The sequence below is a fragment of the Delftia sp. WSY_22 genome (assembly GCF_043104185.1).
Classification (GTDB): domain Bacteria; phylum Pseudomonadota; class Gammaproteobacteria; order Burkholderiales; family Burkholderiaceae_C; genus Comamonas; species Comamonas tsuruhatensis.
The window spans coordinates 47,374-71,804 of record NZ_JBICKN010000001.1; the positions used below are offsets into that span (position 1 = coordinate 47,374).

Genomic DNA, 24,431 nt, shown 5'->3' on the forward strand with positions numbered 1-24,431 from the left:
CCGACCGGGCGCCACGGACATGGCGGCGCGGCTACACTGCGGGCCATTCATTCGAGGGGCTGGCCGTGGCCGGTTCCTTCTCCCTGTTTTCCCTAGAGATTTCCGCCATGTCCAACGACGCCCACGAAGCCACCGCCCTGCCCGACGAGCCTGCCCTGACGCCCGAGGCGCTGGAGGAGCTTGACGATCTGCTCGACGAGCTGCGCACGCGCGGCGAGGAGATTCCGCAGTGGGAGTTCTGCGACGGTTTCCTGACGGCGCTGATCTGCACGCGCCGCGAGGTGCCGGCCGCCGAGTGGCTGCCCATGCTGCTGGGCGACGGCGGCACGCTGGAGGTGGCCGAGGGCCAGCCGCTGCCGCTGATGGAAGTGTTCAAGGATGCGGCGCAGCAGGCGCGCTTTCTGGAGCTGGTGGGCCTGCGCATGGACGAGATCCGCACCCAGCTGGACGCCGATGTGAAGACGCTGGAAGACGACCGCACCTTCCAGCCCGAGGCCATGGACATGCGCGGCGCCATCCTGTCGCTGCCCGAGGAAGAGCGTCCCGATGACGGCGAGATTCCTTCGTTCGGCCAGATCTGGGCGCTGGGCTTCATGTTCGTGGTCGAGAACTGGGCCGAGGAATGGGCCGCGCCGCGCGACAAGGAAGCCGCCGGCTGGCTCAACGAGGCGCTCAACGCCGTCGTGGCCCTGACCGAGGATGACACCGGCAAGCCCGAAGTCTGCATGTACGACGAGGACGGCCCCGCCAGCACCAGCCAGGAGCGCGTGGAGCAGTTCGGCGAGGCCATCTGGGCGCTGTACGACCTGCGCCAGATCTGGAAGAGCATGGGCCCGCGCCAGGAAACCATCGTCAAGGGCGAGCAGCCGGGCCGCAACGACCCCTGCCCCTGCGGCAGCGGCAAGAAGTTCAAGAAGTGCCACGGCGCCTGAGCGCCCGCGCCACAGGCTTTGGATGCACGGGCCATGAGACATATCGGTGAACGCATACGCGCCCGCCGCGCCGAACTGGGCATGACCCAGGGCCGGCTGGCCGAGGCGGCGGGCATCACGGCCTCGGCCGTGTCGCAGATCGAATCGGGGGCCATCCGCACCCTCAAGAACGACACCCTGGCCCGCGTGGCCCTGGCGTTGCAGACCACGGCGCTGGAGCTGACGGCTGGCCTGGAAGACGACAACGCGCCGCTGCCCGTGGACGAGCAGCGCCTGCTGGAAAGCTACCGCGCCCTGCCTGCACCGCTGCAGGAGATCGCGCACCGGCTCATAAAAGCCTTGCGCTGATCAGCGCATTGAGGCGCTGCAGGGCATGGACCACGGTGGCCTGGCGCACGGCGGCGCGGTCGCCGTCAAAGCGCAGGCATTCGCTGTGCGTGGTGCCGTACACGTTCCAGCCGAACCAGACCGTGCCCACGGGCTTGGCGGCGCTGCCGCCGCCCGGCCCGGCCACGCCTGTCACGGCCACGCTGCACTGCGCGCGTGAGTGGGCGATGGCGCCTTCGGCCATGGCGCGCGCCACGGGCTCGCTCACGGCGCCGTGTTCGGCGATCAGCGGCTCGGGCACGCCCAGCAGGTCGTGCTTGGCCGCGTTGGAGTAGCTGACAAGGCCGCGCTCGAACCATTCGCTGGAGCCGGCGCGGTCCGTGCAGGCCGCAGCGATCATGCCGCCCGTGCAGCTCTCGGCCGTGGCCAGCATCCAGCCGCGCTGCAGCAGCAGGCCTGCCAGGGTTTCGACGAGTTCGTTGGATGCGTTCATGCCAGCTCCTTCAGCCGATGAAATGGCGCCATAGCGCGATGACCAGCAGCGTGCAGAAGGCGGCCACCAGGTCATCGAACATGATCCCCCAGCCGCCGCGCCAGCCGAAGCCCTTGAAGCACCGGTCGGCCCATTTGACGGGCTGGGGCTTGGCGGCGTCGAAGAAGCGAAACAGCGCAAAGGCGATGAGCTGGCCCCAGAAGCCCGTGGGCATGACCAGCCACAGCACCAGCCAGAAGGCCACGATCTCGTCCCAGACCAGGTTGCCCGGGTCGGCCACGCGCATGTGGCGCGCCGTGACCGTGCAGGCCCACCAGCCCAGCGGAATGCTGCCCGCGATCAGCAGGCCGATCTGCTGGGGCGTGAACCAGTGCTGCAGCAGCAGGAAGGACAGCCAGGCCCACAGCGTGCCCACGGTGCCGGGCGCGATGCGCCCCAGCCCCGAGCCCAGCCCCATGGCGATGAAGTGGGCCGGGTGGGACATCATGAATTCCAGCGTGGGGCGTGCCATGCCGCCCTGCGGCGGGCCTTCCGGTGGGCGCGCCGCAGAGGCAAAGGTGGGGGTAGCAGGATCGCCGGAAACCTCCGGCCGCAGCGGCGCGTCACTCATGGGGCGAGATCATAAGCGCGGCCCTGGTGCTTCACTGACGCTCTTCGACCGCCAGATCCTGCGGATGGCGGATCTGGTGGCGGGCCTCGAAGCTGGCGCTGGCGCCAGCGGCCAGCGGCTGCTGCCAGGCGATCATGCCGTTGCGGTCGTTCCAGCGCGTGGTGGCCGGCTGCGGGTTGTACTGGGACTGCACGCGGATCTGCTCGTTGCGCGAGACGGGTGCGGCGTCCACCACCTGCAGCTCGATGGCGCGGTCATGGCGGTTGTCCACCTGGAAGCGCCGCGTGACCTGGCGTTCGGTGCTGCTGCTGAGCAGGCCGCCGCTGCCCGTGGCCGAGTCCACGGGCAGGTTGCGCACCACCACCTTGTCATCGCGGCCGAAGGACAGGCCCTGGGCCAGCGCGGCGGCGTTGCCGAAGTCCAGCCGGCCCTGGCCGGCGAAGGCGCCGTCGCGGAACAGGGCCACGGGGCCTGCGGGCCAGACACCGGCCGGCACGGCCAGCTGGGCCACCAGGTAGGCGGCCTCTTCCACGGCGGGCGCCGTGCGCGTGAGCAAGGTGGCCGGCAGGTTCTGCGCGCCCAGGGCCAGGGTCACGCGCTCGCTGCTGGAGGGCACGCTGATGCGGTAGGGCACGGAGAACTGCGTGGCGTAGGCGGTGTTGAGGCTGGCGACATCGAGCACCGGCAGTTCGGCGGCCTCGCCGGCCGCCCCGGGCTTGCGGGCGCGCTCCAGCATCATCGCAGGGGCCGCCGGGGCCGGCGCTGGCGCAGGGGCCATGGCGGCCACGGGGCGGGGCCGTTCCACATCCAGCGTCCAGGGATTGGGCAGGCGTGCCTGCGTGCTGCGCGAAGGCTGGCCGGTGGATAGCAGCAGCTGCACCTGGCTCCAGTCCTCGCCGCTGTTCTGGGCCACCAGGGCCAGGCGTTCGATGGCCACCGTGCCCTTGGCCGGGTCCAGCTGGGCGCGGTAGGTGGGCTGCCAGCTCGGGCCGCGCACCTGGTAGGTGAGCTGCACATTGGCATCGGCCGGGCTGGCCAGTTGCACGGTGACCTTCATCACCTGGGCGTTGCCTGCGCCCGTGCGGTCGCGTTCGAGCTGCAGCGGCCTGAGCTGCTCCTGCAGCGCCTGCTTTTGCCGCAGGATCTGGTGGGCGCGCAGCGTGTTGCCGCGGCTGGTGCTGCGCAGCGCCTCGGTGGCGGCGCCCAGCTGGCTGGCGGCGGGCAGGGCGGGGGCTTTGGCGTCATCGCCGGGCTTGGCCAGGCCCTGCAGGTAGTCGCCCACGAGCTTGGCGGCGGACTCGTCGGCCTCCAGCGCGGCCAGCTGGTCTTCCAACGTGCGGATCTGCTGCTCCAGCGGGCTGGCGCAGGCCTTGGAGGCCAGTTCGCGCGGCTGCGACTGCAGCTTGTAGTCGCCCAGGCGCACGCCGGCATCGGCGCTGACCTGCAGGCTCTGCGGGTCGATGGAGCCCGGCAGGCACTCGAACACCAGCTGGCGCGTGGCGGCCGTGATGCGCGCCGTGCGCTCCACCGAGGCCACGCCCGCATACAGGGTGACGCGCGCGATGGGGGCGCGGGCGATGGTGGCTTCCTGGGCTTGTGCCTGGGCCTGGACCGGGGTGCCTGCCAGCAGGAAGCAGGCGGCGGCCAGGGCCGAGAGGGCGGGCAGGGCGGGCAGGGCGGAGCGTTGAACCATGGGCAGTCCTTCTCGGATGAAAGTGGTTTGGCGCGGCGTCAGGCCGCAGCGAAGTGGTCGAATGAGGTCCACCGGGGCGCCATGGCCGCTCCGTCCGGGCCGATCAGCCGCAGGCCGGGCTGCTCCTCGATGCAGCCGATGCGCGTGACGCGCGTGGCGCTGTCGCGGCCTGCGGCCTGCACGGCATCGCGCCGGTCGGCCGGGGCCGTGAAGCACAGCTCGTAGTCGTCGCCGCCGGACAGGGTGCACTGGTGCAGCAGGTCGATGGCCAGGGGCGTGTGCCTGCCGGCATCGAGCAGGGGCGTGATCAGGCGCGTATCCAGGCTGGCGCCCACGCGGGATTGCTCCAGGATGTGGCCCAGGTCGCCCAGCAGGCCGTCGCTCACATCCAGCGCGCTGCTGGCAATGCCGAGCAGCGCCTGGCCCAGGGCCACGCGCGGCGTGGGCGCTTCCAGGCGCTGGCGCGCGGCGGCCAGCGTGCCGGGTGGCAAGGTGGTGTGGCCCAGCAGGGCTTCCAGCGCCAGGCGGGCATCGCCCAGGCTGCCGCTGACCCAGATGTCGTCGCCTGCGCGCGCGCCGCTGCGCAGCAGGGCCTGGCCGGGCGGCACTTCGCCGAAGACGGTGATGCAGATGTTCAAGGGCCCCTGGGTGGTGTCGCCGCCGACCAGCTCGCAGCCGTGGGCGTCGGCCAGGGCCAGCAGGCCGGCCGCAAACGCCTCGGTCCAGGCCGCATCGGCGCGCGGCAGGGACAGGGCCAGGGTGAAGGCCAGCGGACGCGCGCCGCAGGCCGCCAGGTCGGACAGGTTCACGGCCAGGGATTTGTGGCCCAGCAGGCGCGGGTCCACGTCGGCGAAGAAATGCCGGCCCTCGACCAGCATGTCGCTGGAGACGGCCAGCTGCATGCCCGGCGCCGGGGCGAGCAGGGCGCAGTCATCGCCCACGCCCAGGGCGGCGCGGCGCACGGGGCGCTGGAAGAAGCGGCGGATCAGGTCGAATTCACCCACGGTGGCGGCTTTCGGATGCGTTTGGCGATCGGGCTATTGTGCTGCGAGGTTCGTGCTGCCCCGTATCAGGTGGTCTCGCCCGCACCGGGCCGATGCTCCAGCGCCAGCGCGTGGAAGGCCTGGGCGGCCGGCGACAGGCTGCGCTGGCGCCTGCGCACCAGGTACAGGTCGCGCCGGCGGTCGGCATCGGCCAGCGGGCGCGTCACCAGGCCAGGCTGCACGAAGTGGAACAGCGCCAGGGCCGGCACCACGCTGATGCCCAGGCCCGCGCGCACCATGCCCATCACGGTGGCCAGGTGCTCCACCTCCAGCAAGGTGTTGAGGGGCGGGGCCTGTTCCTGCGATTCCAGGTACTGGCGCACGCTGCTGTGGCGGGCGAGCTGGATGAAGGGCTGGTCACGCAGGTCGGCCATGGCCGGCGCGGGCAGGGCCGCCAGCGCATGGTCGGCGCGGCAGACCAGGTGCAGCCGGTCGGCGCAGAACCATTCGGCCTGCAGCTCCTCGGTGTCGGCGCGGATGGCGGCCAGCGCCAGGTCGGCCTGGCCCGAGGCCACCTGGGCGATGCACGATTCGGACAGCAGGTCCGACACCTGCAGCTGTATGCCCGGATGGCGCGCATGGAACAGCGCCAGCACGGGCGGCAGCCAGGCCGCCGCCAGCGAAGGCAGCAGGGCGATGGACACGCGCCCGCGCTGCAGCGCCGCCGCCTCGCGCAGGCCGTGCACGGCATCGCCCAGGTCGGCGCGTATGCGCTGCGCGGCATCGAGGAACTGCGCCCCCTCCTGCGTCAGCGCCACGTGGCGCGTGCTGCGGTCGAACAGGCGCACGCCCACGCCGTCTTCAAGCCCCTTGATCAGGGCACTGAAGGCCGGCTGCGACAGATGGCAGCGCTGCGCGGCCAGGGTGAAGCTGCTGAGCTGGGCCAGGGCGATGAAGGCATCGAGCTGGCGGGAGGAGATATTCATCTGGTTTTTGGATAAGTCGATCCGAACAATCGATTTCACAGATTAGCAGCGGCTGCCTACATTGGCTCTCATGGACAACCTGGAACCCTCTCTTGCCCCGGACAGGCCCCCGCTGTGGGTGGGCTGCGCAGCCGGCTTCTCGGGCGACCGCACCGATGCCGCCGCGCCCGTGGTGCGCGCCCTGGCGGCCAGCGGCCAGAGCGCCTGCCTGATCTTCGAGACCCTGGCCGAGCGCACGCTGGCGCTGGCCCAGCTCGCGCGGCGCGAGCAGCCCGACGCGGGCTATGAACCCCTGCTGGAGGACCTGCTGGAGCCCGTGCTGGCCGACTGCCTGGCGCATGGCATACGCATCGTCAGCAACTTCGGTGCCGCCAACCCCGAAGGCGCGGCGCGCTGCATCCAGCGGCTGGCGCAGCGCCTGGGCCTGCGCGTGCCGCGCATCGCCGTGGTGCATGGCGACGATGTCAGCGGCCCGGCGTACCGCGGGGCGCTGCGGGCCGCGCTGGGCGCGGAGTTTCCCGAGGATTCGCTGGTCAGTGCCAACGCCTACATCGGTGCCCGCGCGATTGCCGAGGCCCTGCAGGCCGGCGCCGAGATCGTGGTGGCCGGCCGCGTGTCCGACCCCTCGCTGACCCTGGGGCCGGCCATGGCGCATTTCGGCTGGGCCTGGGACGACTGGGACCGCCTGGCGCGCGCCACCATGGCAGGCCACCTGCTGGAATGCGGCGCGCAGGTCACGGGCGGCTACTTTGCCGACCCGGGCTTCAAGGACGTGCAGGGCCTGGCGCGGCTGGGCTATCCCATCGCCATCATCGAGCCCTCGGGCGACTGCACCATCACCAAGCCCGAAGGCACGGGCGGCCTGGTCAGCGAACGCACGGTCAAGGAACAGCTGCTGTACGAGGTGCACGACCCGGCCGCCTACCTGACGCCCGACGTGGTGGCCGACCTGTCCGAGGCCGAGGTGCACCAGGTGGGGCCTGACGCCGTGCGCCTGAGCGGCGTGCGCGGCCATGCGCACAACGGCCACTACAAGGTCAATGTCTGCCATGCCTCGGGCTGGCTGGCCGAGGGCGAGATCTCCTATGCCGGCCCGCGCGCCCTGGAGCGCGCCCGGCTGGCCGGCGAGGTGCTGCGCGAGCGCCTGGGCGGCGAGGCCGCAGGCGACCTGCGCCTGGACTGGATCGGCGTGGCCAGCGTGCTGGGCGATGACGCCGGCCGCTGGCGCGACGCGCAGCCGGCCGGCGCAGCCGCCCCCCAGGACGTGCGCCTGCGCGCTGCCTGGCTGCGCCCCACGCAGGCCCAGGCGCGGCGCCTGCCGCGCGAGGTCAATGCGCTGTACACCTGCGGGCCGGCCGGCGGCGGCGGCGTGCGCACGGCGCTGCGCGCGCGGCTGGGCACGGTGTCCTGCCTGCTGGCGCAGCAGAGCGTCGCCACCGGATGGAAGTGGGCCGAGGGAGAGATCGACAAAGGGGTCGACAAAGGGGTCGAGAAAGAAGCCGGGGAGCACGCCGCATGAACACACTGCCAACCACGATGCCCGTCACCGTGCCGTTGTACCGCCTGGCGCACGGGCGCACGGGGGACAAGGGCAACCGATCCAACATCAGCCTCATCGCCTGGAATGCCGCCTGCTGGCCCGTGCTGGTGGAGCAGATCACCGAAGAGCGCGTGGCCGCGCACTTCGCCGCCCGGCGCCCGGCGCGCGTGCAGCGCTTCGTGCTGCAGCGCCTGCAGGCCATGAACTGGGTGCTGGACGCGGTGCTGGACGGCGGCGTCAACGACGCGCTCAACCTCGACAGCCACGGCAAGGCGCTGTCGTACTGGCTGCTGCAGATGCAGGTCCACATACCGGCTTCGCTGCTGCCCCACCTGGCGCCGGAGTAGCCGGCAGCACCCGCCCGTCACACATTCATCACAACAAAGGAGACAGACATGCACTTTTCGCACAACTTCCCCCGCCGCCATGCGCTCGCGCTGGCAGCCTGCGCGCTGGCAGCCGCCGCCGCACCGGCCCTGGCACAGGACTATCCGTCCAAGCCCATCACCTTCGTCGTGCCGTTTGCGGCCGGCAGCGCCACCGACCAGCTGGCACGGGCGCTGGGCCAGGCCGTGACCACGGCGACCAAGCAGGCCGTGGTGGTCGAGAACAAGGGCGGCGCCAGCGGCATGATCGCGGCCCAGCAGGTGGCGCGCTCGGCGGCCGATGGCTACACGGTGCTGATCACCACCAACACCACGCATGCGGCCAACCAGCATCTGTACAAGAAGCTGCCCTATGACGCGGTCAAGGACTTCGCGCCCGTGGCCGGGCTGGGCAAGGGCGGCCAGGTGCTGGTGGTGCGCGCCGATGCGCCGTACAGGAACGTGGGCGATCTGCTGGCGGCGGCGAAGAAGCAGCCGGGCAAGCTGTCATTCGGCAGCGGCAGCTCCTCCAGCCGCGTGGCCGGTGAAATGCTCAAGCAGCTGGCCGGCGTGGACCTGATGCACGTGCCCTACAAGAGCAATCCGCTGGCCATCACCGACCTGCTGGGCGGCCAGATCGACCTGATGATCACCGACACCTCCACCGGCGTGCCCCAGGTCAAGTCGGGCAAGCTGCGCGCCCTGGGCTACTCCACCACCCAGCGCAGCCCGCAGCTGCCCGAGGTGCCCACGCTGGAGGAAGCCGGCGTCAAGGGCTACGACATGGGCTACTGGTTCGCCGCCTATGCGCCGGCCGGCACGCCCGAGGCCGTGGTTGCCCGTCTGAACCGCCTGCTGTCCGACGCCGTGCACAGCGCGGGCGCCAAGTCCTTCTTCGAGATGTCCGGCTCCGAGGGCTGGACCGCCACGCCCCAGGAGCTGGCCGCCTTCCAGGCGGGCGAGACCCAGAAGTGGGGCCAGGTGATCAAGGCCGCCGGCATCCAGCCCGAGTAGGCCGCTCCCCCGCTCTCCCGCTCTCCCGTTCCTTTTTTTCCGAACCGCCCTAGGCCGCCGCAATGCACGGCGGCCAGGGCGCAGCCTTGCCTGTGCCATGACCCCAAGGAGACAACATGCACATCAGATCCACCCATCCACTGGCCCTTGCCCTGGCCGCATCCGGCCTGCTGGCCGCCTGCGGCGGCAGTGACTCGCCTGCCGGTTCGCAGGCGCCGCGCATGCAGCTGAGCATCAGCGCCACCGAGGACTTTGCCGGCAGCTACGGCAGTGTCGGCGCCTACGAAAAAGTCACCGGCGTGCTGCGCGGCGAGCTGGACCCGGCCGACCCGAAGAACGCCGTGATCCAGGACCTGGCGCTGGCGCCCCTCAATGCGCGCGGCATGGTGGAGTACAGCACCGACTTCGTCATGCTCAAGCCCAAGGACATGTCCAAGGCCAGCGGTGTGCTGCGCTATGACGCGCCCAATCGCGGCAACATCCTGACCATGCCCAACCCCACGGCCACGCCCGGCGATGCGGTCTACCTGGAGCGCGGCTACGTGCTGCTGTACTCGGCCTGGCAGGGCGATGTGCCCAAGTCCACGCCAGCGCGCCTGACGGTCACCGTGCCCGTGGCCCGCAACAAGGACGGCAGCAGCATCACGGGCAGCTACCGCACCGAGCTGGTCCCGGCCGCCGCCGTGCCCTCCATGACCCTGCCCGGCGGCGTGTTCAACGGGACCATGATCCCCTACGAGCCCGCCAGCCTGGACAACACGCAGGCCGGCTACTCGCTCACGCGCCGCATCAACGAAACCGATGCGCGCCAGACCGTGCCTGCGGGCGACTGGAAGTTCGCCAGCTGCGATGCCGCCGCCAATCCCTTCCCCGGCACGCCTGCGGCCACCAGCGTCTGCCTGAAGGGCGGGTTCGACCCGCAGTACCTCTACGAGCTGGTCTACGTGGCCAAGGACCCCAAGGTCATGGGCGTGGGCCTGGCCGCGCTGCGCGACACGGTGAGCTTCTTCCGCGCCAAGGCGGCCGACGCCGACGGCAAGGCCAATCCGCTGGCCGGGCGCATTACGCACACCATCGGCCAGGGCACCTCGCAGTCGGGCAATGCCATGAAGACCTTCCTGCACCTGGGCTTCAACCAGGCGCTCGATGGCGGCAAGGTCTTCGACGGCATGTATGCCCATGTGGCCGCGCGCCAGACCAACATCAACACGCGCTTTGCCGTGCCCGGCGGCGGGGGCGGCCTGCGCACCGACCACACGGCCTTCGGCCAGACCGCGCCGCGTGGCCTGGACAAGGACTACAGCGATGAGGTCAGCGGCCGCCAGGGCGGCGTGATGAAGCGCTGCGAAGCCAGCAACACCTGCCCCAAGTTCTTCCTGGGCCTGTCCGGCACGGAGTTCTGGCAGCTGCAGGGCTCGCCCGTGCTGACCGATGCCAACGGCCTGCGCGACATCGCCCAGCCCGCCAATGCCCGCATCTACTACTACGCCAGCACGCAGCACGGCGGCGCAGGCGGCACGGCCAGCATCGGCTATGCGCCCACGCGCAATGTCTATCCGGCCGGCACCGTGGTGCACTTCAACGACACCTTCCGCGCGCTGTTCATCGCGCTGGAGGACTGGGTGGTGCGCGGCACCGAGCCGCCGGCCAGCCAGGTGCCCAGGCTGGCCGACGGCACCCTGGTGCGGCCCGACAAGCTGGTCTTTCCCGCCATGAAGGGCCTGAGCTGGAGCGTGGGCGGCGTGCAGACCGCCATCCCCGAGTTCCGCTACCTGGCGCGCCACAACGGCTTTGCGCTGCTCGACTTCGGCCCGCAGTACGTGCCGCAGGACGAAAGCGGCATCGCCACGCTGCAGCCGCCGCGCGCCACGGGCAAGGACTACGCCATCCTCGTGCCCCAGGTCGATGCGGCCACCGGCCTCACGCGCGCAGGCATCCGCAGCGTGGAAGCGCGGGCACCGCTGGGCACCAGCATGGAGTTCAACTACGTGGCCACGCCGGGCATCGTGGACCTGTCCAACCTCACGGGCAGCTTCATCCCCTTCCACAAGACGCGCGCGGCGCGGCTGGCGGCCGGTGACGGGCGGCCGTCACTGGAGGAGCTGTATGTCGACCAGGCCGGCTACGTGAGCGCCGTCACGGCGGCGGCCCAGGACGTGGTGCGCCAGCGCCTGCTGCTGCAGCGCGACGCCGACGCGCAGATCACCGCCGCGCGTGCGGCGGCGGTGCTGCCTTGAGCCTGCGCTGAACGCAGGCCTCAGACGGCCTGGCCGCGAAAGCGCATGGCCGCCTGGCGCGAGACCTCGGCCAGCAGCTGCTCGCTGCGCTGGCGCTCGCGCAGCCAGCGGGCATCGTTGCTGCCGGCGGCCACGTCGCTGCGCAGCAGGTGCAGGGCGGGCGCGGCGCCATGGCGGGCCGCGTAGTCGGCCACGGCATCCATGGTCTTGAGGATGTGGTCGGCCAGCGGCATGTGCTCGCCCGTGGCCGGGTCCACGTACACGGCCTCCAGGCCGAAGCGGCAGGCCTGGAAGCGGTTGTAGGTGTAGACCAGGTAGTCGTCCTCCACGGGCGTGAAGGGCTGGGTGTCCATGAACCAGGCGGCCAGCGCCTGCACGTAGCCGGACAGGGCGGCTGCGCGCTCGATGGTCAGCGGCGTGTCGAACACGCGGATCTCGATGGTGCCGAACTCCGGCTTGGGCCGGATGTCCCAGTAGAAGTCCTTCATGCTCTTGACCACGCCCGTGCGCGTCATCTTGTCGAAGTACTGCTCGAACTCGCTCCAGTGCAGCACGCAGGGCGCGCGGCCCGACAGCGGAAAGGCGAACACCGAGTTCAGCCGCGCCGAGTCGAAGGCCGTGTCGTGGCCCTGCACGTAGGGGCTGGAGGCCGACAGCGCAATGAAGTGCGGGATGTAGCGCGACATGCGGTGCAGCATCAGCAGGGCCGCATCGGCGTCGGGGCAGCCGATGTGCACGTGCTGGCCGAAGATGGTGAACTGCTTGGACAGGTAGCCATACAGCTGCGACAGCTCCTGGAAGCGCGGCTTGTCGTAGATGCGCCGCTCATGCCACTGCTGGAAGGGGTGGGTGCCGCCGCCCACCACGGCGATGTTGAGCTTGTCGGCGCTTTTGACCAGGGCATCGCGGATCTGGCTGAGCTGGCCCAGCACCTCCGAGGCCGAATGGCAGACGCTGGTGGAGATCTCGATCATGCTGTTCGTCATCTCGGGCACCACGCTGCCGGGCAGCGGGTTCTTGAGCATGAGGCGCAGCATGTCCTCGGCGTAGGGGGCCAGGTCGTAGTCGTGGGTGTTGACCAGCTGCAGTTCCAGCTCCACGCCCAGGGTCAGCGGTTCGGACGAGTTGAAGGCTTCAAGACTCACGTTCATCTCCTGCGGTGTTCGAGCGGCTCAGCGGCTTCCAGGGACGGGAGCTTTCGCCGGAGCGGTAGATGGCCACGGTGGCCAGGGCGGCGCCCAGCACCTCCATCACCAAAATGGTGGGCAGGGCCACGCCTGCGATCTGCGCGCCCAGCTCGGGCGCGGCGGCCACGAACTGCGAGGCGATCAGCAGCGCCACCGATGACATGGGCGCCATGGCACAGCCCACCCAGAAGGCCTGGCGCCAGTTGGCGCCCGTGCCCACATTGCCCACGGCCACGCCCAGGGTCTTGGCGACCAGGCGCGCCAGGATCACGGCGCCCACCACGCCGGCCACCGGCGCGCTCCAGTCGGCCTGTGCGGCCACGGTGGAGACCAGCACGAACATCAGCATGGTCAGCAGCGAGGCCGCCGTGCCCAGCTGGCGCGGCCACGCCCAGGGGCGCGGGTTGAACTGCTTGAGCAGGATGCCGCCCAGCAGCGCCGCCAGCGGCGCCGAGCCGCCCAGGTACGAGGTCAGCGGCACGCTGGCCGAGATCAGGGTGAGAAAGAGGATGGAGGTGTTCTCGCTGGCCGGACTCATGAAGCGCAGCGCCAGGCGCATCAGCACGGCCAGCACCAGGGCCACGGCCACCGAGACGCCCAGCACCACCAGCACCGGCATGATCGAGGCCACGAAGCCGGCCTTGGGCTGCGTCAGCATGCCCGCCTTGGCGCTGCCCAGGGCCAGCGCATACAGCGTGGACAGGGTGGACAGCACCAGGCCGCGATCGGTCACGGCGCCTGCGGCACGCATGTCGGCCACCACGCGCGTCAGCACCAGGGGCGAGGCCGCCATGGCCACCAGGGCCAGCGGCCCGGCCACTTCGGGGGCCATGCCCAGCCAGCCCAGCACCAGGGAGACCAGCACGTAGGTCAGCGCGGACTCGGCCACGCTTTGCACCAGCACCATGGGGTTGTGGCGGAACCAGCGCAGCGTGATGCGCCCGCCGCATTCGAACAGCACGATGGCCACGCCCAGCTCCAGCAGGAACAGCCCCGTGCCCTGCAGCGGCCAGGTGGTGTTGGCCCCAAAGCCGATCAACCCGGCAATGCCGCCGACCAGCGAGTAGCCGACCACCTTGGGCAGGGCGGCATGGCGCTGGCAGGCATAGCCGACCATGGTGGCCACGGCCAGCAGCAGGGACCACTGAACCGTGGCCAGCCCGGCCGAAGGCCGCAGCCACGGTTCCCAGAAGCTCAGCATGTCATTCATCAGCGACGTCCTTTGCGCGAGCCAGTGGCCCGCAAGCGAAGCTCCGCAAGGCCTTCCCTGCGGCGCGGGCAAGCCCGCGTCCCGTGCGCCTGGCACGGGGACACTTCGTTGGCGATCCACTGGCGTGACTGCCAGGCTGCAAGGCCGGGCGGGCACGCCAGCACGTGGGTTCCGCGTGGTTCCCGAGGTCCCGCAGGCTCAGGGGCGGAAGAAACTCAGCGGCGCTGTGCGCAGACGGCGGCGGATGGCCGAATAGATGCGCGAGCGGTCGACTCCGCTGACATTGTGTGCCCTCAGCGCAACGCGGAATGCCAGATAAAAGCTGACAGTGACGTTCAACGCGCCATTGATGGGCAGTAGGGCAATCGCCCACCAGAACATGTCGGAGTGCAGAACCTCCCAGCCCAGGGCGGCCATGGCGGCCCCGATCTGGCCGGCCGACAGCGTGACGTGGCGCACCTCCAGCCCCAGGCCGAAGAAGGCCGCGAAGGCCGGCACGAGGCCCAGCATCATGCCCAGCGAGACATTGGCGGCAAAGCCCGAGATGTTCTTGCGCCAGAAATGCGCCCAGCGATCCGCGCGCCCGGCGCCCAGCCAGCGCGTGATGCCGGGGTTGTAGCGGATCACCGAGTCCAGCCGGCGCAGCACGAACCAGTTCTCGGCCCAGCCCGCGATCAGGCTGCTGGCAAACAGCAGCACGCCCGTGAAGGCAGCGAACAGCGGCGACAGGCCCAGCAGGCTCAGCGAATCGAGCACGGCAATCGCGTGCGGCCCGTCGATGGGCGTGTGGCCGAACAGCTGGGCATAGCCCAGCGACAGCAGCAGCACCATGGGCAGCACCACCAGCACGTTGCCCAGCACGGCCGCCACCTGGGAGCGCACCAGGTGCGCGACCTCGTCCACGAATTCCTCGATGGCCTCGCTGGCGCGCAGGTCCTTGAGCTTGGCGGCCATGGCCGGTGCCGTCATGGCCGGCTGCTTGGTGGCTACCGTGAAGTGCAGCAGCTGGATCAGCACGAAGCTGATGGAGTAGTTGATGCCCGCGGCCAGCCCGCCCCAGAAAGCCGACAGCCCCAGCGCGTAGAGCGCGAACTTGAGCAGCGTGGTGAAGGCCATCACGAAGCCGCCGCCGGCGGCCTTGGTCACCATGGACAGGTACTCCCGGCCCGTGCGCGTGATGTAGTGCTCGCCGGTCTCGGCGCTGCGCTCGGCCACCTTGGCGGCCAGCAGCGAGGTATTGGTGGCCAGCAGGGCGCGCAGGCTGCGCCGCTCGATGCCCACGGACACCAGGTTGGCCAGCAGGTCGGCCGTCTCGGTGGCGCGGTTGTCGGCCAGCAGGCAGTCGAGCAGGCGCCTGACGCGCAGGATGCGCGCGCGCAGCTGGCGAAGGCGAAACACCAGGCCCACCGAAATGCCTTCGGACTCGAAATGCGCGTACACCGATGTCACGGCCGCGCGGCAGGCATCCAGCCGTTCGCGCAGCCGGGCCTCGGCCGCGTCGCGCCGGTCGTTGGTGCGCAGCGCGTGCAGCACCTCCACGCGCAGGCTTTCCGCATCGTGGATCAGGGCGTGGAAGGGCTGGTCGTCGCGCGCCTGCTCGTCCATGCGCAGGCGCAGCTCGGGCGAGAAGCCCGTGGACAGGATCTGTCCCGTGCAATAGGTGATGGAGCCCAGCAGGCTGTTCTGCCAGAAGCTGCTGCCCTGGCCCTCGCTGCCATCGGTCAGCAGTACGGCGATGCGCTCGAGCAGGGCCGCGTCCAGCGCGTGCAGCCAGCGCGCGTCGAATTCGTCGGGCATGGCCAGCATGAACAGCTCGGAGGCATCGACCGTCTCTGGCGTGCTGGGCAGCAGCTTGTAGCGCACGCGCTCGGACAGCTCGCTGAACATGTTGGTGCGCGGCGCAAAGCCGAAATCGGCCAGCAGCGCCGTGATGTCCACGGTATCGATGAAGCGCAGCCACCACGCATGCAGGCGCTGGCGCACGGCCGGATCGGCCTCCACGGCCTCCACCAGCAACTGCACGCGCTGCACCGCGCCGTCCACCGACGGCTTGGGCGCGCGCACCCACTCCAGCAGGTGGATCAGCCAGATATGGCGGTGCGCGAGGTCGGCCTCGGGGTCGAGTGCGGCCAGAAGGCCGGGCAGGTCTTGGGTGATTCGCTTCATGTAGGGGTCTTGCGGCAGGGCGGAAGACTAGCGCCTCCCCCGAGGAACGCGCTCAGTGCAGCACGCGGTTGTCAGGGTCTGGAAAGCTGTCGCCGCCAGCGCCCGACTGCAGATGAAAGCGCGGGATGGGGCACTCGAAGACTTCGCCCTCGTGGCTGATGCACAGATAGGTGCCCTGCATGCTGCCGTTGGGCGTGCGCAGCTGGCAGCCGCTGGTGTACTCGAAGGTCTCGCCGGGCTGCAGCAGCGGCTGGCGGCCGATCACCCCCAGGCCCTTGACCTCTTCGACATGGCCCAGCTCGTTGGTGATGATCCAGTGGCGCGCGATCAACTGGCCCGGCACCTGGCCGGTATTGGTCACGGTGATCGTGTAGGAGAAGGCGTACACGCCTGCCGCTGGAGCGGATTGCTCTGGCAAAAAGGCGGGGCGGACCTGGACCTGGAACTCGTTCATGGGCATGGCGGCAATGGTAACTGCCCGCAATGTACCGGCTTGCGAACGTCCCCACGCGCCGCCACCCATGGCTTTGTGCCGTCGCTGGTGCCGGCATGGGCTAGCTGCGACAATCGCAGGCCATGAGCCCCACCTACCGCATCGCCCCCTCCATCCTGTCTGCCGACTTCGCCCGTCTGGGTGACGAGGTCAAGAATGTGATCGCCTCCGGCGCCGACTGGATCCACTTCGACGTGATGGACAACCACTACGTGCCCAACCTCACGTTCGGTCCCATGATCTGCGAGGCCCTGAAGCCCCATGCGAAGACGCCCGACGGCCAGCCCGTGCCCGTCGACGTGCACCTGATGGTCACGCCCGTGGACGAACTGGCCACGGCCTTCGCCAAGGCCGGCGCCGACTACATCAGCTTCCACCCCGATGCCACGGCCCACGTGCACCGCAGCATCCAGAACATCCGTGCCCAGGGCGCCAAGCCGGGCCTGGTGTTCAACCCGGCCGCCTCGCTGGACGTGCTGGACTGGGTCATCGACGACATCGACCTCATCTTGCTGATGAGCGTGAACCCCGGCTTCGGCGGCCAGAGCTTCATCGATAGCACGCTGCGCAAGATCGAGGCCGCGCGCAAGCGCATCGAGGCCAGCGGCCGCGACATCCGCCTGGAGGTGGACGGCGGCATCAAGGAAACCAACATCCGCCGCGTGGCCGATGCCGGTGCCGACACCTTCGTGGCCGGCAGCGCCATCTTCGGCAAGCCCGACTACAAGGCCGTGATCGACGCCATGCGCGGCGCCCTGGCGGCCTGAGCTTCGGCCTGCCTCCAGCAACGAAAAGGGCCCGCGAATTGCGGGCCCTTTTTTGCTGCGTCGAGTTGCGTTGAGTTGGATTTTGCGCAGCGCAGGCCGCAGCGACGCGGCCCCTTCAGCCGCCTCGCTCGTGCTCTGCGGGCATGACGAAGATGCTGCGGCCCTGCGTGTCGAAACCGGGCGGCGCAAAGCGCGCCACCGGCACATGGCTGTGCCGGATGGAGCTGACCTTCCACGCGAATGTCCTGCCCTTGCTGGTGAAATTGAGGGTTTCGCCGCAGGTGACGTTGATGGGCGTCTTCTGCGACAGATCGACGCTACGGTAGGAGCCTGCAGGCGCGGGCGAGCCGTAATGCGATTGACCGTTGGGAAAAGTGTCCGCATGGGCCATTGGGCAGGCAAGAAAAATGCCTGCGATATACAGGGCATTGATGTTTTTCATGAAATGCTCCTTGGCGCAAATGGGATTTTCAATTCAAACGGAACATGGATGGCAGGCCGTGGCAATGGTTTTGCGAATGCGGCAAAAGGGTATTGCCCGGCCTGCCGCCAGCGGTTTTGCAACGCTGGCGGGAATAATCCCGGAAAGGAAATCAGAAGCTGTGGCGTATGCCCACTTCCGCTCCCGTTGACGTGCCCTTGGGAGCAAGCCCCGGTGCACCGCCCGACAGGGCGAAATTCGCATTGCCCTTGTTGGATATGCGGGCCACGGTTCCATACAAGGCCGTGCGGCGCGACAGATCATGCACATAGCCGATGGCATATTTGTTCGCATCGCTGCCATTGAATGCCACCGGACCCTTGCGCGAATCGGTACGCACATAGGAGGCGCGGAGATGGCCGCTGCCCACGGGAACCGTCATGCCCAGCAGCCAGCGGTCCTCGGAGCCCAGGGTGCTGCTGCCGTAGGTGCCGAAAGGCAGGTCCTCCCGCTGGAAGTGGCCCATGAGCTTGGCGAAACCGAAGTCGTACGAGGCGCCCGCGCCATACTGCCTGAACTTGGCGCCGGCGGCGCCGATGTCGGTCGTGCCATAGGACAGCGACAGGCTCAATGGACCGTTTTCGTAGTGAACCCGGCCTGCCACGTGGCGGCCCACGTTGCTCGATGGGTTCTCGTCCATGGCGTACATGAATTCCGCACGCAGGCCCCAGAGGCTGGGCGAGAGGTACTGGATCGCGTTGTCGCGGCGGTAGTAGGACGGTGAGAAGCCGTCCGGCATGCGGCTTGCCACGGCGGAACCGCCCAGTCCGATCACGCCGAACGGATCGTATTTGTAGGTATGTGCCGAAGCCGGCGAAAGGTCGCGGCCCAGGCGCACTTCGCCGAAACCTCCCGACAGGCTCACGGTGGAACGGCGCTGGAAGAACTTGCCCGTGGAGCTGAACGTGCCCGTGTCGGCATTGACGTCCGACTCCAGCCAGAAGCCGGCCCTCAGTCCGCCGCCCAGATCCTCGTCGCCGCGAAATCCCAGCCGCCCGGAGGCCAGGCCGCTGTTGTTCATGGTCAGGTTGCCAGGCAGGTCGCTGTTCCTCACGTAGCGCGCATTGACGTCTACGATGCCGAACAGGGTGATGGATGACTGCGCGCTGGCCGCCAGCGAAATGACGGGCAATGCTGCCGCCAATATGCGATTGAATTTCATGCCTGATCCTTGTATTGAATGGTGGATTCCATGCGCATCCATTTTCAAAACGGATGCTGTGGTAAATACTAGAATCCGCAGGCGATCGCAGTCGGTCTTGAAAAGAAATGGGCAGGGCATGGCAAGCCATTCACAGGCTTTTCGTGCAAAACCTGTTCCACCCCGCCAACACCAGAAGGCAGGGGCTGCCATTCATGACAGTTACCTTTCTTCAAAATGTCTTGAATGTCACTTTGCTGTCGGGTGGATGGATGTTGGGCATTGATAGCATTCAGGGGATTGACTCCGGTGAAATAAAAATAATCCGTGTCGTATCGCTGATGCGGCTGTGGGTGGGTATTGAAAGATAGGCGGGGGGGCAGAAAATGCGTCGCGAGGATGTCAAGCTGAGGATGCTGGCAAGAAGAGGGGACACGGGGGCCAGGCTTCAGCTCGGGGAGGCCTATCTGGCAGGGGGGCCGGGCGTGCCCAGAAGCATTTCCGTGGGGCTCGGCTACCTGCAGGCCGCACTGCCCCAGGCCAGGCGCCAGGCCTCGGTCTGCATGGCCCTGCATCTGCCGCTGAGGCAGTTGCTGGAGCACGGGCTGCTGGAGCCTTTGAGGATCGCTGCGCAGTACGAGGATGTCGGGCGCCAGAAGCTCGCCGCATGGCATCTCATCCGGGGGGAACTCGATCTGGCGCTGGAATGCCTGGGCCGGTGCAGCGCTTCCCTTCCGTGCCACGGGGCAGGCGGCGCATCCGCGCTCACCTGCGGCGAGCTGCTGCAGGTCCTGCAGATCCTGCGCGCCGTACAGCCGCAGGACATTGCCGAGGTCATGGCCAGCGAAGCCCGCCAGGCCATGGCCATGGGCCAGTCGCCACGCGCAGTGCAGATGCTGGAGCTGCTGGGCGATCTGCCCCATGCCGCTGCCTGTCCCGCCATACAGCAGCTGATCGCCGACCTGGTTCACCAGGCGGAGGTGGCAGGCCATGGCCTGGGGCGGCTGGCGGTGGGCTGGATAGAAAGCAGCCTGGAGCGCTGCGCCGCCGATGGCGACCTGCACGCCTGCCATGCGCTGGGGCGGGCGCTTTCCGGCCAGTCCTGCGCTCACCTTGCGCCAGACAACCTCGTGCACGCGCAGAACCTGCGCAAGGCGGCAGCCCTGCTGCTGCGCGCCGCCGATGGCGGCATCGCCGTCGCCTGGCTGCACCTGTTTCGCCTGTGTTCCGACTACCGCAGTTCGGTGGCCAATCCCACGCTGGCGCGCTTTTGCCTGGAGAAGGCGGCGCGGCACGACCTGGCGGAGGCCCAGCGCCGCCTGGGTGCGCTGGTGCTGCGTGACGCCACACGCATCGAATCCATGGAGCAGGGCGTGGCCCTGCTCCATGCCGCGGCGGCCAAGGACGACGAGCAGGCCGGGCTGCTGCTGCGCTCGTTGCTGCTGCCCGTGGACGGGGGCGACGAGGAGGCGCTCACGGCCATCGAGGCGGTGCGGCCCGATGCGCCGCGGCTGGCCATGCGGCTGCGCCTGGCGCGGGCGTTCGGGCTCACCAAGCAGGAGGCGCTGTCGGTCGACCCCTTGACCGCCATGCGGCCCTGGGGCCTGGTGGTGGGCCACAACCCCTTTGTGGCGAAGGCACGGCTGTGCGAGCCCCGGGCCGTGCCCGCGACCACGCCCGAGGCCCGCTGCTGCCTGGAGCAGGCCGCTTTCCTGTTCTCGGCGCAGCGCCAGGAATCCCTGGTGCCGGAAGGATCGCTGCGGGCACGTTCGCTGCAGTTGCGGCGCTTGTTCCACCGGCTGCAGATCAGCGAGACGGTCTTTTTCGCCTCCGCCTCCTCCCGGCAGCGCGAGGCCATCCGCGTCGGCACGAAATGGGCGCGACGGCAGCAGCAGATGCTCAGGCAGGTGCTGGCCTGAGCCTTGCCGTGCGGTCAAAGGAGCGAGCATGAAAGTCCTGATCGTGGACGCCCATCCTCCATCGGCGCAGTACCTGTGCCAGGGCCTGTGCCAGGACGGGTTCAACGTGGACGTCGCGCATGACGGCCGGCAGGGCCGCGACATGGCACTGAGCCGTGCCTACAGCCTGGTGGTGCTGGACCTGGACCTGCCCGCGTTGAGCGGGCGAGAGGTCCTGCAGGCCCTGCGCCGGGCCACAAGCACCCCCGCCATCGTGGTTGCCGCAAACGACAGCCTGGAGGACCAGGTGTTCTGCCTGCAGCACGGCGCGGATGACTACCTGGTCAAGCCCATCAGGCTGCCGGTGTTCCTGGCCCGCGCAAGGCTGCGCATGCGCGGGTCCGCCGGGCGGGAGGGCATGCGCCTGACTTTGGCGGATCTGGTGCTGGACCTGTCCAAGAAGCGGGTCGAACGCGCCGGTCGCCGGCTGGACCTGACCCGGCAGGAGTTCGCCGTCCTGTGGCTGCTGCTGCAGCGCCAGGGCGATGTGGTCTCGCGTGCCGAATTGGTGGAGCAGGTCTGGAGCCTGCCCGTGGATGCCTTGAACAACGCCGTGGACGTGGCGGTGTGCAGGCTGCGCAGCAAGCTCGACGATCCCTATGCGGTCAAGCTGCTGCACACGGTGCGCGGCATGGGCTATATGCTGGCGCTGCGGACAGATTCCCCGTGACCGCAGCCTTGCCTACCCCAGCCACTGCCGGATGCGCCCTGCCAGCGCCTGGGCGCTGATGCCGTAGCGCTCATGCAGCGTGGGCAGGGCGCCCGCGTCGAGGAAGGCGTCGGGCAGGCCCGCCAGCCGAAAGCGCGCGGGCCGCACGTCGCGCTCCAGCAGAGCGCCGGCCACGGCCTCGCCCAGGCCGCCCACCACCGAATGGTTCTCCGCCACCACCACCAGGCGCGGCCCGCTGGCCACGGCCTGCACGATGGCCTGCACATCCAGCGGCTTGATGGTGGCGCAGTGCAGCACGGCGGCGCCCACGTTGTCCGTGGCCAGCAGCTGGGCGGCCTCCAGCGCGCGCATGGTCATGAAGCCGCTGCAGATGATGAGCACCTCGCGGCCCTCGCGCAGCATCTTCGCCTTGCCCAGCTCGAAACGGTAGTCGTACTCGTCCAGCACCAGCGGCACGTTGCCGCGCAGCAGCCGCATGTAGACGGGGCCGCGGTGCGCCGCGATCTGGGGCACGGCCTGGGTGATGTCCAGCGCATCGCAGGGATCGACGATGGTCAGCCCCGGCACGGCCCGCATCATGGCCAGGTCGTCCGTGGCCTGGTGGCTGGGGCCGTAGCCCGTGGTCAGGCCGGGCAGGGCGCAGCAGATCTTGACGTCCAGGTTGTCCTCGGCAATCACCTGGTGGATGAAGTCGTAGGCGCGGCGCGTGCCGAAGACGGCATAGGTGGTGGCAAACGGCGTGAGCCCCTCCTTGGCCATGCCGCCGGCGGCGGCCATCAGCAACTGCTCGGCCATGCCCATCTGGAAGAAGCGCTCGGGGTGGGCCTGGGCGAACAGGTGCAGGTCGGTGTACTTGGCCAGGTCGGCGGTCAGGCCGACCACGTCGGGGCGGCTGGCGGCCAGCTCCACCAGGGCCTTGCCGAAAGGCGCGGCCTGCACGCGCTGGCCTTCGGCCGCGATGGAGGCGATCATGGCCGAGGTGGTCGGCCGGGGCTTGGGGGTGGCAAGAGGCATGTTCATGGCAGGGCGGGCTCCAGGGGTTGCGATGCGTCCAGGATGGCTAGGGCCTGCTGCCACTCGGGCGGATCGACGCGGATGAAATGGTTCTTCTCGCGCTGCTCCAGGAAGGGCACGCCCTTGCCCATCAGCGTGTCGCAGAGGATGACGCGGGGCCGGTCCTCGGCCAGCGCCCGTGCCGCGTCGAAGGCCTGCACCACCTGGGCCAGGTCGTTGCCGTCCACGCGCTGCACATGCCAGCCGAAGGCGGCCCATTTGTCGGCCAGCGGCTCGAAGCCCAGCATGCGCGTGGACGGGCCATCGGCCTGCTGGTTGTTCACGTCCACCAGGCAGATCAGCCGGCCCAGGCCGTGGTGGGCGGCGGACAGCGCGGCCTCCCAGGTCGAGCCCTCGTCCAGCTCGCCGTCGGACATGGAGTTGTAGACAAAGGCATCGCTGCCCTTGTGGCGCAGCGCCAGCGCCATGCCCACGGCGATCGGCAGGCCCTGGCCCAGCGAGCCGCCCGAAATCTCCATGCCCGGCGTGTAGCTGGCCATGCCCGACATGGGCAGGCGGCTGTCATCGCTGCCATAGGTCTGGAGTTCCTCGTCGGACAGGATGCCCGCCTCGGCCAGGGCCGCGTAGAAGGCGATGGCGTAGTGGCCGTGCGAGAGCAGGAAGCGGTCGCGGCCCTCCCACCCGGGTTCATCGGGCCGCAGCCGCAGCGCGTCGCCATAGGCCACGGCCAGCACATCGGCCCAGCCCAGGGCCTGGCCTATGTAGCCCTGGCCCTGCACCTCGCCCATTTGCAGGGCGCGGCGGCGTATGCGCCAGGCACAGGCCGCGAGCCGGTCCAGGCGCTGTTGCAGTGGTTCTTGGTTCATGCATCGTCTCCTCGGGATGGAAGGGCGCGCGGCTCAGCGCAGGATGCTGGCCGGCACATAGGACACCAGCGCCAGCACCGCCAGCGCCACCAGGTAGAAGGGAATCAGCTCGCGCACGGTCTGGCCCACCTTGACCCGGGCCAGCGAACTCGTGATGAACAGCGTCGTGCCCACGGGCGGCGTGTACAGCCCCAGGGCCAGGTTCACGACCATCATGATTCCCAGCTGGGTCATGTCCATGCCGATGCTCTGGGCCAGCGGCACGAACACCGGCGTGAGCAGCAGCACGGCGGCCGGCAGGTCGATGAACATGCCGATGAAGAGCATCAGCAGGTTCATCAGCACGATCACCAGCCAGGCCGAATGCACATGCGACTGAACCCACTGCACGATGCCGTCGGGCATGCGGTCGAAGGTCAGCAGCCAGCCGATGGCCGACGAGGCCATGATCACCAGCAGCACCACGCCCGTGGCCAGCCCCGCATGCACCACCGCATCGTTGAGCCGGCGCCAGCCCAGGTCGCGGTAGATGGCGGCCGACACCAGGCCCGCATACAGCGTGGACAGCACGGCCACCTCGGTGGGCGTTGCAATGCCGAAGCGCAGGAACACGATGATCAGCACCGGCAGCAGCAGGGCCGGGCTGGCGTACAGCAGGTGGCGACGGAAGGCGGGCCAGGCAAAGGGCGTGGTGTCGCGCGGAAAGCCGCGCCTGCGGCCCACCCACCAGCACACACCCATGAAGCCCGCGCACATCAGCAGCCCCGGCACGATGCCCGCCACGAACAGCGCCGCAATCGATGCATTGGCGCTGAGCGCGAACAGGATCATGGGGATCGACGGCGGGATCAGGATGTCGATGGTGGCCGCCGCCGCCAGCGTGGCCGCCGAGAACGCGGGCGGATAGCCCAGCCGCCTGTGCCACGGGATCATCAGCGAGCCGATGGCCGAGGCGTCGGCCACGGCCGAGCCCGACACCCCGCCGAACAGCGTGGACGACATCACCCCCACCTGGGCCGGCCCGCCGTGAAAGCGCCCTATCAGCGCCGACAGCACGCCCACCAGGGCCTCGCCCAGGCGCCCGCCCATCATCAGCGAGCCGGTGAGCATGAAGAACGGGATGGCGATCAGCGGAAAGCTCTGCACCTGGGCCACCATCTGCTGCACCAGCAGGTCCAGCGGCACGCGGTCCGAGGTGGCGGCCGCCGCCATGGCGCCCATGAGCAGCGCGTGGGCAATGGGCATGGCGATCACGGCGCCCGCCATGAAGACGAAAAGCATGATGAAGGACATGGCAC

At 69.3% G+C, this 24,431-nt stretch carries 24 protein-coding genes; 10 read left to right on the top strand and 14 right to left on the bottom strand.

The window, feature by feature from the left end; translation table 11 throughout:
• Positions 1 to 107 precede the first annotated feature (107 nt).
• Together ACF8NF_RS00230 and ACF8NF_RS00235 are read left to right on the top strand one after the other, a co-directional pair.
• Positions 108 to 932: a UPF0149 family protein gene (locus ACF8NF_RS00230; protein ID WP_013804727.1), complete on the top strand. Its 825-nt coding sequence runs from the start codon at positions 108 to 110 to the stop codon at positions 930 to 932.
• A 33-nt stretch (positions 933 to 965) separates the two neighbouring features.
• A complete protein-coding gene (locus ACF8NF_RS00235) occupies positions 966 to 1,280 on the top strand; it encodes a helix-turn-helix domain-containing protein (protein ID WP_012202639.1) in 315 nt (104 codons plus the stop codon).
• Here the strand turns inward: ACF8NF_RS00235 and ACF8NF_RS00240 are convergent.
• The 5 genes from ACF8NF_RS00240 to ACF8NF_RS00260 form a co-directional block, all read right to left on the bottom strand.
• Positions 1,261 to 1,752, bottom strand: a complete 492-nt coding sequence (locus ACF8NF_RS00240) for a CinA family protein (RefSeq protein ID WP_047219825.1) — start codon at positions 1,750 to 1,752, stop codon at positions 1,261 to 1,263. The two genes, ACF8NF_RS00235 and ACF8NF_RS00240, sit on opposite strands and share 20 nt — an antisense overlap.
• Before the next feature lie 10 nt (positions 1,753 to 1,762).
• Entirely contained in the window at positions 1,763 to 2,263 is a 501-nt protein-coding gene (locus ACF8NF_RS00245; protein WP_012202641.1) for a phosphatidylglycerophosphatase A, read from the bottom strand.
• 130 nt (positions 2,264 to 2,393) lie between these two features.
• Positions 2,394 to 4,055 (bottom strand): DUF4139 domain-containing protein, encoded by a 1,662-nt coding sequence (locus ACF8NF_RS00250; RefSeq protein WP_392449874.1) that lies wholly within the window; start codon positions 4,053 to 4,055, stop codon positions 2,394 to 2,396.
• A gap of 38 nt (positions 4,056 to 4,093) precedes the next feature.
• On the bottom strand, positions 4,094 to 5,059 hold the full coding sequence (gene thiL, locus ACF8NF_RS00255) for a thiamine-phosphate kinase (RefSeq protein ID WP_338499110.1): 966 nt from the start codon (positions 5,057 to 5,059) through the stop codon (positions 4,094 to 4,096).
• A 65-nt stretch (positions 5,060 to 5,124) separates the two neighbouring features.
• Complete coding sequence (locus tag ACF8NF_RS00260) at positions 5,125 to 6,024, bottom strand: LysR family transcriptional regulator (protein ID WP_047219821.1); 900 nt, start codon at positions 6,022 to 6,024, stop codon at positions 5,125 to 5,127.
• Positions 6,025 to 6,094: 70 nt separating this feature from the next.
• Between ACF8NF_RS00260 and ACF8NF_RS00265 the strand changes: the two genes are divergently transcribed.
• From ACF8NF_RS00265 to ACF8NF_RS00280, 4 genes are all read left to right on the top strand, one after another.
• Entirely contained in the window at positions 6,095 to 7,543 is a 1,449-nt protein-coding gene (locus ACF8NF_RS00265) for an acyclic terpene utilization AtuA family protein (protein WP_392412347.1), read from the top strand.
• On the top strand, positions 7,540 to 7,911 hold the full coding sequence (locus tag ACF8NF_RS00270; protein WP_013804720.1) for a hypothetical protein: 372 nt from the start codon (positions 7,540 to 7,542) through the stop codon (positions 7,909 to 7,911). Before ACF8NF_RS00265 ends, ACF8NF_RS00270 begins: the two co-directional genes overlap by 4 nt.
• Before the next feature lie 48 nt (positions 7,912 to 7,959).
• Entirely contained in the window at positions 7,960 to 8,943 is a 984-nt protein-coding gene (locus tag ACF8NF_RS00275; protein WP_392449875.1) for a Bug family tripartite tricarboxylate transporter substrate binding protein, read from the top strand.
• A 116-nt stretch (positions 8,944 to 9,059) separates the two neighbouring features.
• Entirely contained in the window at positions 9,060 to 11,180 is a 2,121-nt protein-coding gene (locus ACF8NF_RS00280; RefSeq protein ID WP_392449876.1) for an alpha/beta hydrolase domain-containing protein, read from the top strand.
• A 20-nt stretch (positions 11,181 to 11,200) separates the two neighbouring features.
• On the opposite strand, the gene ACF8NF_RS00285 is transcribed toward ACF8NF_RS00280, so the two are convergent.
• From ACF8NF_RS00285 to apaG, 4 genes are all read right to left on the bottom strand, one after another.
• Entirely contained in the window at positions 11,201 to 12,325 is a 1,125-nt protein-coding gene (locus ACF8NF_RS00285; RefSeq protein WP_013804717.1) for a YbdK family carboxylate-amine ligase, read from the bottom strand.
• A complete protein-coding gene (locus ACF8NF_RS00290; RefSeq protein ID WP_016450606.1) occupies positions 12,315 to 13,577 on the bottom strand; it encodes a cation:proton antiporter in 1,263 nt (420 codons plus the stop codon). The genes ACF8NF_RS00285 and ACF8NF_RS00290 overlap by 11 nt, the downstream gene beginning before the upstream one ends.
• Before the next feature lie 198 nt (positions 13,578 to 13,775).
• Positions 13,776 to 15,743 carry a site-specific recombinase gene (locus tag ACF8NF_RS00295; protein WP_126312941.1) on the bottom strand — a complete coding sequence of 656 codons (1,968 nt, stop codon included), beginning with the start codon at positions 15,741 to 15,743 and terminating at the stop codon, positions 13,776 to 13,778.
• Between the two features lie 52 nt (positions 15,744 to 15,795).
• Positions 15,796 to 16,203, bottom strand: a complete 408-nt coding sequence (gene apaG / locus ACF8NF_RS00300) for a Co2+/Mg2+ efflux protein ApaG (RefSeq protein WP_016450604.1) — start codon at positions 16,201 to 16,203, stop codon at positions 15,796 to 15,798.
• Positions 16,204 to 16,319: 116 nt separating this feature from the next.
• Between apaG and rpe the strand changes: the two genes are divergently transcribed.
• Positions 16,320 to 17,003: a ribulose-phosphate 3-epimerase gene (gene rpe, locus ACF8NF_RS00305; protein ID WP_016450603.1), complete on the top strand. Its 684-nt coding sequence runs from the start codon at positions 16,320 to 16,322 to the stop codon at positions 17,001 to 17,003.
• 115 nt (positions 17,004 to 17,118) lie between these two features.
• Here the strand turns inward: rpe and ACF8NF_RS00310 are convergent, their stop codons facing one another.
• Together ACF8NF_RS00310 and ACF8NF_RS00315 are read right to left on the bottom strand one after the other, a co-directional pair.
• On the bottom strand, positions 17,119 to 17,445 hold the full coding sequence (locus ACF8NF_RS00310; RefSeq protein WP_043790802.1) for a CzcE family metal-binding protein: 327 nt from the start codon (positions 17,443 to 17,445) through the stop codon (positions 17,119 to 17,121).
• A gap of 151 nt (positions 17,446 to 17,596) precedes the next feature.
• Positions 17,597 to 18,646 (bottom strand): porin, encoded by a 1,050-nt coding sequence (locus tag ACF8NF_RS00315; protein ID WP_016450601.1) that lies wholly within the window; start codon positions 18,644 to 18,646, stop codon positions 17,597 to 17,599.
• Between the two features lie 143 nt (positions 18,647 to 18,789).
• Between ACF8NF_RS00315 and ACF8NF_RS00320 the strand changes: the two genes are divergently transcribed.
• The 3 genes from ACF8NF_RS00320 (at position 18,790) to ACF8NF_RS00330 (ending at position 21,253) form a co-directional block, all read left to right on the top strand.
• Positions 18,790 to 18,996, top strand: a complete 207-nt coding sequence (locus ACF8NF_RS00320) for a hypothetical protein (protein ID WP_133073138.1) — start codon at positions 18,790 to 18,792, stop codon at positions 18,994 to 18,996.
• Positions 18,997 to 19,110: 114 nt separating this feature from the next.
• On the top strand, positions 19,111 to 20,544 hold the full coding sequence (locus ACF8NF_RS00325; protein WP_392449877.1) for a hypothetical protein: 1,434 nt from the start codon (positions 19,111 to 19,113) through the stop codon (positions 20,542 to 20,544).
• A 28-nt stretch (positions 20,545 to 20,572) separates the two neighbouring features.
• Positions 20,573 to 21,253, top strand: a complete 681-nt coding sequence (locus tag ACF8NF_RS00330) for a winged helix-turn-helix domain-containing protein (protein ID WP_212645642.1) — start codon at positions 20,573 to 20,575, stop codon at positions 21,251 to 21,253.
• 12 nt (positions 21,254 to 21,265) lie between these two features.
• Here ACF8NF_RS00330 and ACF8NF_RS00335 read toward each other — a convergent pair whose 3' ends face one another.
• The 3 genes from ACF8NF_RS00335 to ACF8NF_RS00345 are packed head-to-tail and all read right to left on the bottom strand — an operon-like array spanning position 21,266 to position 24,426.
• On the bottom strand, positions 21,266 to 22,273 hold the full coding sequence (locus ACF8NF_RS00335) for a transketolase family protein (RefSeq protein ID WP_061289840.1): 1,008 nt from the start codon (positions 22,271 to 22,273) through the stop codon (positions 21,266 to 21,268).
• Complete coding sequence (locus ACF8NF_RS00340; RefSeq protein ID WP_209803279.1) at positions 22,270 to 23,133, bottom strand: transketolase; 864 nt, start codon at positions 23,131 to 23,133, stop codon at positions 22,270 to 22,272. Before ACF8NF_RS00340 ends, ACF8NF_RS00335 begins: the two co-directional genes overlap by 4 nt.
• Positions 23,134 to 23,166: 33 nt before the next feature.
• Positions 23,167 to 24,426: a TRAP transporter large permease gene (locus ACF8NF_RS00345; RefSeq protein WP_017406354.1), complete on the bottom strand. Its 1,260-nt coding sequence runs from the start codon at positions 24,424 to 24,426 to the stop codon at positions 23,167 to 23,169.
• Positions 24,427 to 24,431: the final 5 nt, after the last annotated feature.